General features: G+C 68.8%; 10 protein-coding genes. 5 read left to right on the plus strand and 5 right to left on the minus strand.

The window, feature by feature from the left end; genetic code table 11:
• Positions 1-109 precede the first annotated feature (109 nt).
• Together deoC and D6T63_RS06695 are read left to right on the plus strand one after the other, a co-directional pair.
• On the plus strand, positions 110-790 hold the full coding sequence (gene deoC, locus D6T63_RS06690; RefSeq protein WP_235830591.1) for a deoxyribose-phosphate aldolase: 681 nt from the start codon (positions 110-112) through the stop codon (positions 788-790).
• 46 nt (positions 791-836) lie between these two features.
• Positions 837-1145 carry a hypothetical protein gene (locus D6T63_RS06695; protein WP_120148234.1) on the plus strand — a complete coding sequence of 103 codons (309 nt, stop codon included), beginning with the start codon at positions 837-839 and terminating at the stop codon, positions 1143-1145.
• Between the two features lie 91 nt (positions 1146-1236).
• Here D6T63_RS06695 and mfd read toward each other — a convergent pair whose 3' ends face one another.
• A complete protein-coding gene (gene mfd, locus D6T63_RS06700; protein WP_120148235.1) occupies positions 1237-4839 on the minus strand; it encodes a transcription-repair coupling factor in 3603 nt (1200 codons plus the stop codon).
• Positions 4840-5105: 266 nt separating this feature from the next.
• On the opposite strand from mfd, the gene D6T63_RS06705 reads away from it, so the two are divergent.
• The 3 genes from D6T63_RS06705 (at position 5106) to D6T63_RS06715 (ending at position 7696) form a co-directional block, all read left to right on the plus strand.
• Positions 5106-5603, plus strand: coding sequence for a DUF2505 domain-containing protein (locus tag D6T63_RS06705; RefSeq protein ID WP_120148236.1), 498 nt, complete (start codon positions 5106-5108; stop codon positions 5601-5603).
• A 52-nt stretch (positions 5604-5655) separates the two neighbouring features.
• A complete protein-coding gene (locus D6T63_RS06710; RefSeq protein WP_120148237.1) occupies positions 5656-5877 on the plus strand; it encodes an SCO4848 family membrane protein in 222 nt (73 codons plus the stop codon).
• A gap of 142 nt (positions 5878-6019) precedes the next feature.
• Positions 6020-7696, plus strand: a complete 1677-nt coding sequence (locus tag D6T63_RS06715; RefSeq protein WP_120148238.1) for a sensor histidine kinase — start codon at positions 6020-6022, stop codon at positions 7694-7696.
• A gap of 51 nt (positions 7697-7747) precedes the next feature.
• Here the strand turns inward: D6T63_RS06715 and sufU are convergent, their stop codons facing one another.
• The 4 genes from sufU to D6T63_RS06735 all read right to left on the minus strand — a co-directional run bounded on the left by sufU (position 7748) and on the right by D6T63_RS06735 (position 15066).
• Positions 7748-8200 carry a Fe-S cluster assembly sulfur transfer protein SufU gene (gene sufU / locus D6T63_RS06720; protein ID WP_120148239.1) on the minus strand — a complete coding sequence of 151 codons (453 nt, stop codon included), beginning with the start codon at positions 8198-8200 and terminating at the stop codon, positions 7748-7750.
• Positions 8201-9532 carry a cysteine desulfurase gene (locus D6T63_RS06725; RefSeq protein WP_407923713.1) on the minus strand — a complete coding sequence of 444 codons (1332 nt, stop codon included), beginning with the start codon at positions 9530-9532 and terminating at the stop codon, positions 8201-8203.
• A 180-nt stretch (positions 9533-9712) separates the two neighbouring features.
• Entirely contained in the window at positions 9713-12370 is a 2658-nt protein-coding gene (locus tag D6T63_RS06730; protein ID WP_182976903.1) for a LuxR C-terminal-related transcriptional regulator, read from the minus strand.
• Positions 12370-15066, minus strand: coding sequence for a helix-turn-helix transcriptional regulator (locus D6T63_RS06735; protein WP_120148241.1), 2697 nt, complete (start codon positions 15064-15066; stop codon positions 12370-12372). Before D6T63_RS06735 ends, D6T63_RS06730 begins: the two co-directional genes overlap by 1 nt.
• Positions 15067-15075: the final 9 nt, after the last annotated feature.

A 15075-nucleotide genomic window follows, 5' to 3' on the forward strand; every position in this document is an offset into this window, starting at 1 on the left:
GCGCCGACGTGGAAGGGAGCCGCGGCGACGTGGAAGGGAGCCGTGCCGACGTGGAAGGGAGCCGTGCCGACGTGGAAGGGAGCCGTGCCGACGTGTAAGGATGGACGGCATGTCTACCGACGTCTCCCTCGCCTCCTTCATCGACCACACACTCCTCAAGCCCGAAGCCGGCCGTGAGCAGATCCTCACGGCGTGCCGTGAGGCCGTCGAGTACAAGTTCAAGTCCGTCTGCGTCAACCCCGTCTGGGTCAGCACGGTCCGCACGGCAGTGAAGGACACCGGGGTGCTCACGTGCTCGGTCATCGGGTTCCCCCTGGGCGCCAGCACCACCGAGGTCAAGGTCGTCGAGGCCCGCGGCGCCGTTGCCGACGGCGCCGACGAGATCGACATGGTCATCAACATCGCAGCCGCTCGGTCCGGCGACCGGGACCTGCTCGTGCGGGACATCCTGGCCGTGGCCGACGCCGTGCACGAGCACGGGGCCATCCTGAAGGTCATCATCGAGACCTTCCTGCTCACCGATGAGCAGAAAGTGCTTGCGTGTGAGGCCGCCGTCGAGGCAGGAGCCGACTTCGTCAAGACCTCCACCGGCTTCAACGGCGGCGGAGCGACCGTCGAGGACGTCGCCCTGATGCGGAAAACGGTCGGCCCCGACCTCGGCGTCAAGGCCTCCGGCGGTGTCCGTTCACTCGAGGACGCCCGTGCGATGATCGGCGCCGGAGCAACACGTATCGGAGCGAGCTCCGGAGTCGCTATCGTTAAGGGAGAGCAAGGCGCCGCAGGGTACTGACGGCGCACCAGCCAGGGCAGTTCCAGGATGAACGCAAGGAGATCTGATGTCATACGAAGCCGGTGCTGAGCGCGGGAGCACGTCTGCGGAACGCCAACCAGCGCATGCAGGTAGCGGCCACCTCGTCGGGAACATCCTGGTGTTCGTGATCATGTTCGGCATGTTCCTGCTCGGCATCTACCTGCTGACCTGGTTCACTCCGCAGGACATCTGGCCCATGGGCGCCATCGTGGTGCTGTCCTTCCTCGCCTTCTTCATCCCGCAGGGCATCCTCGGGCGTGCGGACTCGGGCTACAACCTGGCCGAGGGCAACAGGACCGACGAGAAGGAGACGTCAGCGGGCGTCAGCTCCTGATCTCCGAACCGCCGCCACCGGCGCGCTGCTTCAAAGCACACGAAAAAGGCCGTCCCCTCGGGGACGGCCTTTTCGCATACAGCCCGGATCCTCAGGGAGTGAACACCGAATCCAGCACGTTCTTCGCCCAGTCGAGGATCTCCGCATCGACGAGGTCACGGCCGCCGATCCGCGCCGTCTTCGGCTTGGGCACGAGCACGGCGTTCAGGGCCGGCTTGACGGTGGCTCCCGGGTACATACGGGTGAGCCGCATGTGCCTGGACTCCGGCAGCTCGGCCGGGGCGAACTTGATGAAGTTGCCCTGCAGTGCGACGTCCGTCAGGCCGAGCGCCCTGGCCGCGACCCGGAAACGGGCGACGGAGATCAGGTTGTCCACGGCGGCGGGAGGCTCGCCGTAGCGGTCCTTCAGCTCTGCGACGACGGCATCGATCGCCTCATCGGTGACGGCCGAGGCGAGCTTCCGGTACGCCTCGAGGCGAAGCCTCTCGCCCGGCACGTAGTCGTGCGGCAGGTGGGCGTTGACTGGCAGTTCGATCTTCATGTCGGCTACCTTCTCCTCCGCCTCGCCGCGGAAGCTGGCGACGGCCTCACCGACCAGGCGGATGTAGAGGTCGAACCCGACGCCCTGGATATGGCCCGACTGCTCGCCGCCCAGCATGTTGCCCGCCCCGCGGATCTCGAGGTCCTTCAGGGCCAGCTGCATGCCCGCGCCCAGCTCGTTGTGCGAGGCGACCGCCTTGAGGCGTTCGAGGGCCACCTCACCGAGGGGCTTCTCCGACGGGTACAGGAAGTAGGCATAGGCGCGTTCGCGGCCACGGCCCACGCGTCCGCGCAGCTGGTGCAGCTGGGACAGTCCGTAGGAGTCGGCGCGGTCCACGATCAGCGTGTTGGCATTGGAGATGTCCAGGCCCGTCTCGATGATCGTCGTGCAGACCAGGACGTCGAACCGCTTCTCCCAGAAGTCGACAATGATCTGTTCGAGGCGCGACTCCGTCATCTGTCCATGGGCGACCGCGACGCGGGCCTCGGGCACGAGCTCCTTGAGGTGCGCGGCGGTGCGGTCGATCGAGGACACGCGGTTGTGCACGAAGAACACCTGCCCCTCGCGCATCAGCTCGCGGCGGATCGCGGCGGACGCCTGCTTGTCCGTGTAGGGGCCCACGTAGGTAAGCACGGGGTGGCGCTCCTCGGGAGGCGTCGCCAACGTGGACGTCTCACGGATACCCGTGAGCGACATCTCGAGCGTGCGCGGGATCGGCGTCGCGCTCATCGCGAGGACGTCCACGTTGGTGCGCATCTTCTTGAGCGCCTCCTTGTGCTCCACTCCGAACCGCTGTTCCTCGTCCACGATCACGAGGCCGAGGTCCTTGAACGCGATCTCCTTCGACAGGAGCCGGTGGGTGCCGATGACGACGTCGACCGCGCCCGAAGCCAGTCCCCCCGCCGTCTCGCGCGACTCCTTGGCGGTCTGGAAGCGTGACATGGGACGCACCCGCACGGGGAATCCGGAGAAGCGCTCGGAAAACGTCTCGAAGTGCTGCTGCACCAGGAGCGTGGTCGGCACCAGCACGGCCACCTGCTTGCCGTCCTGCACGGCCTTGAAGGCCGCACGCACCGCGATCTCCGTCTTGCCGTAGCCGACGTCGCCCGAGACGAGTCGGTCCATCGGCACCTCGCGCTCCATATCGGCCTTGACCTCGTTGATGGTGGTCAGCTGGTCGGGTGTCTCGACGTACGGGAAGGCCTCTTCCAGCTCGCGCTGCCAGGGCGTGTCGGGACCGAAGGCGTGGCCGCGCGACGCCATGCGCGCCGAGTAGAGGCGGATGAGCTCGCCGGCGATCTCCTTGACCGCCTTGCGCGCCTGGTTCTTGGTCTTGCTCCAGTCCGATCCACCCATCTTGCTGAGGGCGGGGGCGTCACCGCCGACGTAGCGCGTCACCTGGTCGAGCTGGTCCGTGGGCACGAAGAGCCGGTCGCCGGGAGCGCCGCGCTTGGACGGCGCGTACTCCAGGACCAGGTACTCGCGGGTGGTGCGGGTGGGCCCCGCGCCCGTTGAGCGCTGCATCAGTTCGACGAACCTCGCCACTCCGTGCTGCTCGTGGACCACGAAATCGCCGTCCTTGAGCTGCAGCGGATCGACGGCGTTCCTGCGGCGCGAAGGCATCTTGCGCATGTCGCGGGTACCCGAGGCGCTGGTACGTCCGAGCAGGTCCGCCTCGGTCAGGAGGCCGATCTTGAGCCCCTCCACCACGAACCCACGCCCGGCACACGCCGTCGTGATCTCGATGATCCCGGGCTGGGGTGGAGCGTCGAGCGAATCGACGCGGCTCGTCGGGATGTCGTTGTCGTGGAAGAGCTCGGCAAGGCGCTGCGCCGGACCGGGCCCCTCGGTCGCGACGACGACGCGCCACTGGTCACGGACACGCCCGCCGATAAAGTCCATCATCTCGGCGACGTCGCCCTGGTAGCCGCGAGGCTCGCGCGCGTGCAGCGTGAAGCTGTCGATGTCGGCCAGTTCCTCGTCCGCGCCGAAGGACGTGATGCTCCACCACGCGACGGAGTTGGCGAGGGCCGTCGACCGCGTGTCGGTCAGTGACCTGAAGCTGGCCTCCTGCAGGTCCGTCCCGAGACTCCCGCTCAGGTCCAGCGGTGCGGCACCGCCCTGGGACGCCGTCGACCATGCGGCAGCCAGGAACTCCTCGTTGGTCGCAGCGAGGTCGTGGGCACGGGCGCGGACCTTCTCGGGTTCGATCACGACCGCGATCGACCCCGGGGGCAGCTCACCGGCGAACGGCACCATGGCGTCGACCAGCACGGGAGCCAGCGACTCCATGCCCTCGACGGCGATGCCGCCGGCGATCTTCTCGAGCATGGCGGCGGCGGCCGGCAACTCGGACTGCAGCCTCGCCGCGCGGGACATCACCGACGGCGTGATCAGGATCTCCCGGCACGGCGGTGCGTACAGCGCCGACGGTGGCTCCCCCGTGGTCAGCGAGCGCTGATCGGCGACGGCGAACCACCGCATCTGGTCCACCTCGTCACCGAAGAAGTCGACGCGGACCGGATGGTCCTCCGTGGGCGGAAAAACGTCGATGATGCCGCCGCGGACGGCGAACTCACCGCGGTGCGTCACCATGTCGACCCGCGCATAGGCGGCCTCGGACAGTGCCTTCACGACGTCGGAGAAGGCAATCTCGTCGCCCACCCTGAGGGTGACGGGTTCCAGTTCGCCGAGGCCCGCGACCAGCGGCTGCACGACGGCCCGGATGGGGGCGACGATGACCTTGATCGGATCACCCTCGGGGTGGGCCAGCCTGCGGAGGACCGACAGCCGGCGGCCGACGGTGTCTGAGCGCGGCGACAGGCGTTCGTGCGGCAGGGTCTCCCAGCTGGGGAACTCCTCGATCGCACTAGCGGACAGATAGCTGTGCAGTGCCGAGACGAGATCCTCGGCCTCCCGTCCGGTCGCGGTGACGGCGAGGACCACCGCGCCGGCGGCGCTCCCACCGTCGGGCGTGTCCGCCGCTGCTGCGAGGCCCTCCACCATCTCGGCGATGAGGGGCGCGCGCATGCCCGTAGGCGCTCCGATCTGCAGGTCCGCGCTGCGCTGCTCGACAGGGCGCGAGGCGTTGGTGCGCACGCGTGCGTAGGACGCGTCCTCGGCCAGCGCGGTGCGCAATCCGTTCAGGCTCATCTGTCAGGGGCTCCTCAGGCGTGGGTTCCTCCGTCTCCGATCCGTTGTCCCGCGCGCCTTCCTCGACGCGCGTGCAATGGAGCTGAGACAGCACAAAAGCCCGGAAAGACGAATCGTTCCCGGGAGTTCCACCAGAGTATCAAGCGGCCATGACGCTTTTCAGCCCGCCTCCACCAGCCGCAACCCGGCAGGTGCCAGGCCGTAGGATTGCCGGGAGAACCCCGCCGCCCCGCCCAGCGGCACCCGACCGACCTCCCGGAGGAACCATGGCACTGAACGCGTCCACCACGCTCCCCTATGACCCCGCAACCGTGCTCGGTGTCTTCACCGACGAGGGCTTCGTCCGCCACATGAGCGAGCACGTCGGCGGCACCCTCGAGTCCCTGACGGTCGACGGCGACACCGCCGGGGCCTTCACCCTCACGGCGGTCCGCACCATGCCGACGGGACGGCTCCCCGACATGGCCCGCAAGTTCGTCGGCGAGACCCTCTCCGTCACGCAGACGGAGCAGTGGTCGGCGCCGACGGCGGACGGTTCCCGCGAGGCGACGCTCCAGATGACGGTAGCCGGTGTGCCGCTCACCGTAGCGGCGGTCCAGCGCCTGATCGCCCAGGGCACCGACACCGTCGTCGACCTCCAGGGCAACGTCTCCTCATCCATCCCGTTCCTCGGAAGCAAGATCGCCGGCGCGGCCGAGCCGATGATCGGCAAGGCCCTCAACGTGCAGGCCGCCGAGGCGCGGACCTGGCTCGAGAGCCACTGACCGCTCCGCTTCCTTCCGCAGCCTCGTACCACCCACCCGAAAGACGCGCACTGTGCAACTCCCCACACCCCTCGCCCTCATCCTGATCCTCGCCGGCGTCTGGACCCTGATCGTCTGGCCGCCCTTCCTGCGCCGCATCCTGAAGGATCCGCGCGCCCGGGACGAGAAGGGCGCGGCGACGCGGTTCCTGACCGTGCACATCATGCTGATCTCGACGTCGATGATCCTCGGAGCCGCCACCGCCGTCATCGGCGTGCGCGCTCTGATCGCCTGAGGTCCCGAGCTCGTTCGCATCGTGACCCCGTTCCTCGCTGACAGGATCGTCGTGCCACGAGCGACAGGACGACCGATGCAGCAGGTCGGGTGCCGGAGCGCCGTTGGTGCCGCCGGGAACCGGGGCAACTAGGATCCAATCCATGGGGTATCAGGGGCACGTGCCGGAAGATGTAGGCCTTGCGGGACCGAGGCCGACCTCGCGACGGCAGCGCAATCGGCGTCGGATCATCCTGAGCGAACTGGCGCTCACCATCACGTTCACCCTCACGGTCGTCCTCGGGCTCCTCCAGAGAGAGTCCCTCGACTCCGTGCCGGTCTTCGTTTCCGGCTGGCTGCTGCACCTCGCCGTGCTCGTGCTGTGCTGCATCCTGCCGTGGTCCCGCATCCCGAGCCGCTGGGTCATCCTGGTCCCCCTCGTGGACTTCGTCGCCGTAGCCCTCTCGCGCGCGGCGGCCGGGGAGACCCTCGCCGGCGTCGGACTCCTGGCAACCCTCCCGACCGTGTGGATCGCCGCGTCCAGGGTGCGGACCCTCACGGCCGTCACCGTCGCCTTCCTGGCGTCCCTGGCGACCATCTGGCTCCCCTTCGTGATCGGGACCAAGCCGATGACCCTCGATGCACTGATCGACCCGATCCTCCTGCCCATCATGCTGACGGGTCTGGCCTGGTTCGTCAGCGCCCTCACGAAGGACAATCGCCGGCGCCAGGCAGCCCTGAGGGCCTCGGAGGCGGCACTGCGGGACAGCATCGAAGCGGGCCGCAACCGCGAACGGCTGCTCAGCACCGTGCTGGATACGGTCAGGGTGGGACTGCTCGCCGTGGACAGGGATGGCAATGACATCCTCATGAACGCACAGCAGCGCGAACGGCACGCCGCAGCCGCGCCTGCGGGCAACGACGATCCGGAGGAGAGCGAACTGCTGCTCTTCGGCGCGGACAGGATCACGGCCATACCGGCCGACAGGCGTCCCGTCGGGCGCGCCATCAAGGGCGAGGACATCGAGGGCGAACAGCTATGGGCGGGAGCGGGACGCGCCCAGCGCGCCTTCAGCATCTCCTCCCGCTCCATGCACGACGACGACGACGCTTTCGCCGGGACGGTCGTGTCCTTCAACGACATCACGGAACTGCTGCTTGCCCTCGAGGCGAAGGACGACTTCGTGTCCAACGTCTCGCACGAGTTCCGTACGCCCCTGACCTCCATCCTCGGCTACCTGGAACTGACGCTGGAACTGGGCGACAGCCTTCCCGACGGCGCCGCCGGCTACATCGAGGTGGCCAGGCGCAACGCCCTGCGCCTGGAACAACTCGTCGAGGACCTGCTCGCCATCAACGCGGGCTCCTTCGAGGTGAATCCGGTCGCGACCGATGTGGGCCGCATCCTCTCGGAGGCGGCGTCGTCGAGCGATGTCAGGGCGGCACGCGCCGGCCTCGTGCTGGTGAACCGGGCGCCGGCGACCCTGCACGCGATCGCGGATCCCGTCCGGCTCGCCCAGGCCGTCGACAATCTGCTCACCAACGCCGTGAAGTACAACAGGCGCGGCGGCGACATCACCCTCGACGCCTGGCTGGGCGACGACGGCCTGACGATCGAGGTGGAGGACACGGGGATCGGCATCGAGGCGGAGGAGCTGCACCAGGTGTTCGACCGCTTCTTCCGGTCGTCGTCCGTCCGCACGTCGTCTGTGCCCGGCGTCGGCCTGGGGCTGCTCATCACCAAGAGCATCGTCAGCGAGCACGGCGGCTGGATCTCCGTGGTGAGCGAGCCCGGCAAGGGCACCCGCTTCACCATCCTCATCCCGCAGCCACCGGGCTGATCGCGGGGCGCGCTGATCGCGGCGCGGGCGCGCGGCGTCCGTACCCTGGCGCTACCCGTTGGCGGCCAGCAGCGATTCCTCGAGCGCTACCCACGCCAGCATGGCGCACTTGACCCTGGCCGGGTACCGGGAGACCCCGGAGAACGCGGCGGCGTCGCCGAGCACCTCCTCGTCGGCCTCGATCCTGCCGCGGGAGCGCATCACCTCGCGGAAGGAATCGACCAGGGAGATCACCTCGTCGCGCGGCAGGCCCTGCACCAGGTCGGTCAGGACGGACGCCGACGCCATCGAGATGGCGCACCCGGCACCGTCCCACGTCACCGCGGCCACGCTGCCGCCGGCCACGGCTGCCCGCAGCGTGATCTCGTCCCCGCAGACGGGGTTGAGCTGGTGCGACTCGCCGACCCGGCCCTCGCCGTCGTACTCCGCCAGCGGTGACCCGTGCCGCGCCTTCGAATGGTCGAGGATGATCTGCTGGTACAGCTGCTCGAGGCCGGTGTTCATCTAGTGTGCTCCAAAGAAGGGACGGACTCCGGCGACGGCCCTCAGGAAGGTGTCCACCTCGTCCGTCGTGGTGTAGAGGTAGGTGCTGGCGCGGGTGGTGGCGGTGAGGCCGAGGCGCCGGTGGAGTGGCTGCGCACAGTGGTGGCCCACCCGGACGGCGATCCCCTTGTCGTCGAGGAACTGCCCGACGTCGTGCGCGTGCACGCCGTCGACGTCGAAGGCCGCGAGACCAATGCGCGGCAGTCCGGCAGCCGGCCCGAGGACGCGGATCCCGTCGATGGCGGTGAGCCCCTCGACGAGCCGGGCGCCCAGGACCGTCTCCCATTCCTCGATGCGCTGCATGCCGGTTTCGGTGAGGTAGTTCGCCGCAGCACCCAGCGCGACGGCCTGCGAGATACGCTGCGTCCCGGCTTCGAAGCGGTTCGGGGACGGCAGGTACTCCGCCCCCTGCATGGTCACCGTGGTGATCATGGATCCGCCCGTCAGGAAGGGTGGCATGGCATTGAGGAGTTCCGCGCGTCCGTACAGCGCACCGATGCCGGTGGGGCCGAGCATCTTGTGACCGGAGAACACGAGGAAATCGACGTCGAGGGCCTTCACGTCGACGGGCAGGTGCGGCACCGACTGGCATGCGTCGAGGAGCGTCAGTGCGCCGACCGCCTGCGCGAGCTGCACGAGTTCGCGCACGGGGTTGATGGTGCCGAGGACGTTCGAGGCGTGGGAGAACGCGACGATCCTCGTGGACCCCGTGATGACAGAGGCGGCGTCCTCGAGGCGCAGTGCGCCGTCGTCGTCGACCGGGATGAAACTCAGTTCGGCACCCGTGCGGGCCGCGAGCTCCTGCCACGGTATGAGGTTGGCGTGGTGCTCCATCTCCGTCACCACGATGCTGTCGCCCGGCCCCACGGCGAACCGGCGCGCGGCTTCTCCCCCGCGCCCCGCGGCCGCGTTGGACATCGCATAGGCCACCAGGTTGATGCCCTCGGTGGCGTTGGACGTCCAGACGAGCTCGTCGGTGCGTGCTCCGATGAAGCGGGCGACGGCTGTGCGCGCATCCTCGTAGGCATCGGTGGCGTCGACGGCCAGCGTATGGGCACCGCGATGCACCGCTGCGTTGCGCTGCTCGTAGAACTCCTGCTCCGCCTCCAGGACGCTCACCGGGTTCTGCGAGGTGGCCCCGGAATCGAGGTACACGAGCGGCTTGCCGTTGACCTCGCTGCCCAGGATCGGGAAGTCGTTGCGGATGCGGTGCACCTCGGCGTCGGTCATCGCAGCGTAGGACGTTCCCGCATCGGACGGGGTCAGCGTGACGGGCGTTTCAACGACGGGCACGGAAGCTCCTCGGATCGGTCGATGCCCCTGCGGCAATTACGCAAGGATTCTCTGATGTAATCCTGCCACTGCCGGCTCCGGGAGGCATCCCAGTGAAGCCTAAGAAAGGACGGGGTCAGCACCCTTCGCTCCGATCACCCACCGCGTGATCGGCGGCCGGGTGACCGGAGACAGGCTACGTCACGGGGTCGCGGGCGGCTGCTGCAGGACCTCGCGCCTGGTGATCCCGAGCTTCGCGAAGATGCGGTACAGGTGTCCTTCGACGGTCCGCGGCGAGATCGCCCGGATCTCGGCTATCTCCCGGTTGGAATGCCCTGCGGCAACCAGCTTCATGATCACCTGTTCCCCCTGGGTCAACCGTGCCCCGTGTGCCAGCGGGACAGCGCCGGCACCCGGCGCCATCCTGAGTTCGGCACGCAGTGCGGACAGTTGCCGGTCCATGCTTCGTGAAGCCGCGCCGGACGGCGGTCCGATCAACGTGGCTTCCTCCAGGCACCGGATGGCGAGGGGAAGGTAGCCGCTCCTGCGGGCAGCTTCGCTCTCGACGATGAGCGCCTGGCGGTCCCCGCCCGCTGCTGCTGCGGCGAAACGGTGCAGGGAGGTCCCCTCCTCACCGTCGAAGGACCGGGTTACCGCCGCGAGGGGCTCGAGTGCCGTCCGGTCCCCCAGCACCACGGCATGGTCCAGCGCTGTCGCCGCCACCAGCAGTGAATGGCTCTTCTCCGCGCGCAGCGCGATCCAGCGGAGGCGGGACACGGCGTCCTGCTCCTGCAGGTGCCCGAGCGCAGCCGCGACGTAGGCGTCACCCATCAGGTGGGCGACGGCGTCGGACTGCCCCCGCTGTGTCGTATGCGCCTCGATCAGGGCCCTGGCACCCGGTGTATCGCCTGCCCGCGCGCAGGCGTAGGCCGCGAGTCCGGACAACCACTCGATGATGTGCGAGCCATCGATGTCCCGGAAGGCCTCGACGGCCAGGACGAGGCGCCGCCGGGCATCGAGGTAGCTGCCCGCGCACAGGCTCATGCTTCCCTCGATGAGATCGAGCCAGCCGCTGAGGAGGAAACCGCTGTCGGTGTCCGTCCGGTACGTGGTGTGGAAGAGGTCCCGCGCCCTGTCCCAGGAGCCGCTGCACACGAGCGCCATGAGGTGCTCTCCGGCCACCGAGTCACGGTAGGTCAGGAGCGGTTCGAGGTTCTCCTCGAGAAGGGTGTGCGCCTCCTCCAGGGCAAGCGACGCCGCCTGCGGCCTGCCGGTCCCGACCAGGGCGTGGGCGAGCAGGCCGAGGTGGGCCAGCTTCACCTCGGCCGGGAGACCGGGCCCGACCGGCATCTTCTCCAGGTCCGATGTGCCATGCAGGTTCCCGCGCATGATCTCGATGGACACCCGGAGCAGGCGGACTTCGCTGAGGGCGGCGCTCCGCACCAGCGGGTCGATGCCGTCCTCGTTGCCGACCGCGATGAGCAGGTCGGCCCACCGTTCGACGTCGTCGTGCAGCGCGCCGGCGCCCTCCCCCTCCCGGAGGTGAAGGTGGAGGGAGAGGACTATTCCGTCCCGCACGACACCCGGATCCGTAGCCCCCTGGAGCGACTCGTCGACGAGCACCCGGGCAAGCGCGAAGTTCCGGTCGTTCCACTGCGCCCACGCCGCCTCGAGCAGGTAGGAGGGCGTTGGCACCGGTTCCCGGACAGCGTCGAGTACCTTCAGCGCGAAAGCCGGGTCGTGGAGCCGGTTTCCCACCCTGGCCGCCCGGAGCAGCACCGCATCCTCCACGAATGAGGATGCCCTGAGGGCTGCGGTGACGAAGCTGGTGAGTTCTCCCGGAGTACTCGGTGATTCAGGCATCGGGACGAGCGCCCTCTGCGCCAGGTCGAGGGCACGGGCGGGGGGAATGCTGCCTCGGAGGGCCTCGCCGTGCAGGGGATGCTTCAGGGAGACCACTTGCTCGCTCGAGGGATCGACCTCGATGAGCTGCTCCTGGACGAGCTGCGCCAGGACACTCCAGTCCACGTCCGCCTCGAGGGAGGCAATCCGCACCGGTCCCGAGACGGCCATGGCTTCGAGGACCGCGAGTTCGTCGTCGCTCCGATCCCCCAGGTCATGCATCAGCAGGTCGGCCAGTGGGGCGTCGATCGCGGGGCGGGGCCCGCGTGCACGCCACACGCCGTTCACCTCGACGAGGTATCCCTGCACCCTGCCCTGATCCACGAGCATGGTCAGGAGGAGCGGGTTCCCGCGCGTCTTCGCGGCGAGGAGGCGCGCTGTGCCGGTGAGCACGGGACCACCCAGCAAGCGTTCGCACAACTCGTGGACGTCGGCGAGCGCGAGGGGCTCGATCAGGTGCTGTGACAGCAGCCCGTCCTTCGCGGCGCGCTCGAACTCGCCGGAGGGGCCCGGAGCCTGCCGCGCAGTCGCCAGGACCTTCACTTTCCGGGCGGTTGCCAGCTGCATGATGAGCAGGCAGGACTCGTTGTCGAGGTTATGGGCGTCATCGATCAGGATGACGGGCGGCACCTGGCTCCTCAGCTCCCGGCTGAGGTGCTTCATGAAGTGCCGGAGGATGACCGCGGGAGAATCCACGTCCGCCAGGGAGAGCCCCACGAGATAACGGGACAGGGCACCGTACGGGATGGATCGAAGGCCGGCGCCGCCCCTCACCGGGATGACCCTGACGGTGTTCCGCAGCTCGTCCGAGACCTGGCGTGCGATGGCGGTCTTGCCGATGCCGGCTTCTCCGACGAGGATCACTCCCACCGACTCCGGGGACATCAGCTCCGCGGCGACGGCGCGGACGAGGATCGACCGCCCGAAGAGGGCCGGGACCGCTTCGATATCGGCCATCATCGCTTCGCGAACACGGAGCGCAGTTGCTTGCGGTTGTGCACGCCCAGCTTGGACATCGCCCGGTGCACGTACCCCTCGGCAGTACGGATGGACCAGTGCTCCGCAGCAGCGATGTCCTTGTTGGACGCGCCTCGGGCAACCATCCTCGCCACAGCGCGTTCGCGCTCCGTCAGGGCCTGGCGGGTGAGTGACCGTCGCCTCTCCACCGAGGTCTGCCGCAGGATCTGTTCCGCGCGGACGAAGATGAGGGGGTCGTCGTCGCGCGCACGCAACTCGACGGCGAGGAGTGCCGAGGAACCCGCCAGATCGTGATGACCGATGGTCAGGGCCGCTTCGGCGGCTTCCAGCAGCAGCGCTGGGTCCTGCGCGAGGATTCCCTTGCTCAGGAGCAGGCTCGATCCCGCCAGCGGACTGCCGAGTTCGCTGGACCGCACCGACAGCCGATGAGCAGCGGAGTGTTCTCCAAGGCGCACCGCCTGGGTGAGGAGGACGAGCTCGATGCCCTTGTTTCCGCGGGCGAGCTCGCGGTCCGCTGCGCGCAGCATCACCTGGGCCCCGCCGGATTCATCCAGCAGGGACGCGGTGAGCACGGTGAAGTAGTCGGTGGTGTGCCGGGAGACCCAGCCGCGGTACCGCTCCGGCTGCGCGACAAGGTCGAGATAGGCCCGGGCGGCCTCGTCCTGGCCGTCGAGTGCGTAGGCGTACGCCGCGGCCGCCTCGGTGGCGGGAAGCAGCCCGAACCTGTCGTCCATCCTCAGTTGGGCCATCGCAGGAAGGAGCAGCGGAAGCGCATCCCTGCTGCGACCCGAGCCCGCCAGCAGCAGGCCCGCCATGCTTTCGGCCCACGCCTCGTCCTGGACGTCGCGATGCGAGGAGGACACGTCGTGGAGACGCTCGAGCGCCTCGTCGAGCTGTCCGGCCAGGGCCAGGGAGAGCACGGAACTGCGGTGTGCCTCCGCCCGGTCGCGCGGAGAGGAAGCGGTGTGGGGGCTCCGCGCAAGCACCTCTCCCAGCACACCGGCGCGCTCGTGCTGCCCCGTCGCGGCGAGAGCGAGCATCAGCATGCCTTTCGTCCTGATGGCGGTGGAGGAATAGTCGAGGGTCGAGGTGAGGAGGTCGGACGAGGAACCCGCCACCTCCAGGTAGCGACCGTCGAGCAGGCTCAGCTCCAGGCGCAGGAGGATCAGCTCCGCCCTGAGGTGCTCGCCGTCTGCTCCTGGCACGGCCGAACAGTCGGCCTCGCAGTCGACGAGCGCGGTGGGCAGCCACTCCTCGGCGGGCGCCTGCCGCATCCTGACGCGCACGCCTGCCAGGCGCAGTGCTGCCCGCACGGCCGGCTGGAGGTCAGGGGCCTGCAGGAGTGAATCGATCGCGGACCGGGCCCCGTCCGCTTCGGAGTGGTCGAGGGCAAGGCGCGCGTATTCGATGACGGCGTCGGGGTGTTCCTGCCAGCCACTCAGGTGGGCGAGGAACGAGCGCACCAGATGGGGAATCGCCAGCTGGTTCGCGTACCTGGCCGACCGCAGGAGGCGCGTTCCGGTGATGGGGGCACCCGCCTGCATGAGCCAGGCGGTAAGGACGATGTCGGACGCGGGAGGCAGGTCCTCGTGTCGCTCGATCTCGTCGAGTGCCTCGGTGACCGCCGGCTCCGGTACACGGGCGAGTGCAGCTCGAAATGCTGCTCCAGCGACCGGGTCGTCGATGGTGACGGTGGGACCGTCGCTCCACAGCACCCGGACGAGCCCGGCCTGCTGCAGCCCGTCGACCTCCACCTGGGGCACGTAACGCAGGAGCATCGGCAGGGGCAACGTCCCGAGGATGCACAGGAGGGCGATGGTCTTCCGCGCTTCACCGGACGTGGCGTCGAGGCTGTTCACGCCGATGCGGGAATCAGCGACATCGTCCTCCGGCGGCAACCAGCGCTGCGTCCAGATCCCCTCCCGATATTCCGCCTGGCCCGAATCACGTGCCAACGGGATCATCGCCCGGAGATTGCCGGCCTTCCCGCCGCTATCCGTCCACAGCGCGACCACCAGGGCGCGCGAGACCGCAGCGCCCAGCACCTTCTCCACCAGTTCCCGGGTCTGCTCGAGTGTCAGGGGTTCGACGTCGATCCGCTCGAGTGCCTGGTTCCGCCATAGTTCGACGAAGGGCTCGGGCGTCCGCTGTAGCTGCTCGGTGATGACCACGAGCCGCACCGACTCGACCGATGCGAGGTGGGCGAGGACGGCAGCCGATTCCGGGTCCAGGTCCTCCACATTGTCGACGACGACGATGGGCCTGCTGCCGGGCATGCGGCCGAACAGCGCCTGAAGCGCCGTGAGAAGCACAAGGGGGTGCCGCGCGACCCGTTCGTCGAGATCGACAAGCAGCACGGTCAGCGCGCTGTACGGTACGCCCGCTCCGATACTCGACCCCCGGATGTACAGGACCTCCGCCTCCCCGGGCAGGGTGTTCACGGCATGTCGCGCAACCGCTGTCTTGCCCTGGCCCGCCGCACCCACGATCAGTACACCCGAAGCATTCGGATCGAGGAGCACTTCCTTCACCCGGCCCGTCTCGGCATCACGTCCGACGAGTGGCCACACGCCTCGCGGCACGCGCTCGTCCGGGAAGACACCCGCGCCCATACCGAACCTCGAGCCGACGCCGCCTGCACTGTGCAGACTCGCGGCGTCCATGTACTGCGTCATAGCTCATCC

The organism is Arthrobacter cheniae (assembly GCF_003602275.1).
GTDB lineage: Bacteria > Actinomycetota > Actinomycetes > Actinomycetales > Micrococcaceae > Arthrobacter_D > Arthrobacter_D cheniae.

Bases quoted from the DNA above. Each gene is read 5' to 3' on its own strand.
- mfd (WP_120148235.1), bottom strand. From the start codon at position 4,839: ATGAGCCTGAACGGATTGCGCACCGCGCTGGCCGAGGACGCGTCCTAC.
- deoC (WP_235830591.1), top strand. From the start codon at position 110: ATGTCTACCGACGTCTCCCTCGCCTCCTTCATCGACCACACACTCCTC.
- D6T63_RS06695 (WP_120148234.1), top strand. From the start codon at position 837: ATGTCATACGAAGCCGGTGCTGAGCGCGGGAGCACGTCTGCGGAACGC.
- D6T63_RS06705 (WP_120148236.1), top strand. From the start codon at position 5,106: ATGGCACTGAACGCGTCCACCACGCTCCCCTATGACCCCGCAACCGTG.
- D6T63_RS06715 (WP_120148238.1), top strand. From the start codon at position 6,020: ATGGGGTATCAGGGGCACGTGCCGGAAGATGTAGGCCTTGCGGGACCG.
- sufU (WP_120148239.1), bottom strand. From the start codon at position 8,200: ATGAACACCGGCCTCGAGCAGCTGTACCAGCAGATCATCCTCGACCAT.
- D6T63_RS06735 (WP_120148241.1), bottom strand. From the start codon at position 15,066: ATGACGCAGTACATGGACGCCGCGAGTCTGCACAGTGCAGGCGGCGTC.
- D6T63_RS06730 (WP_182976903.1), bottom strand. From the start codon at position 12,370: ATGGCCGATATCGAAGCGGTCCCGGCCCTCTTCGGGCGGTCGATCCTC.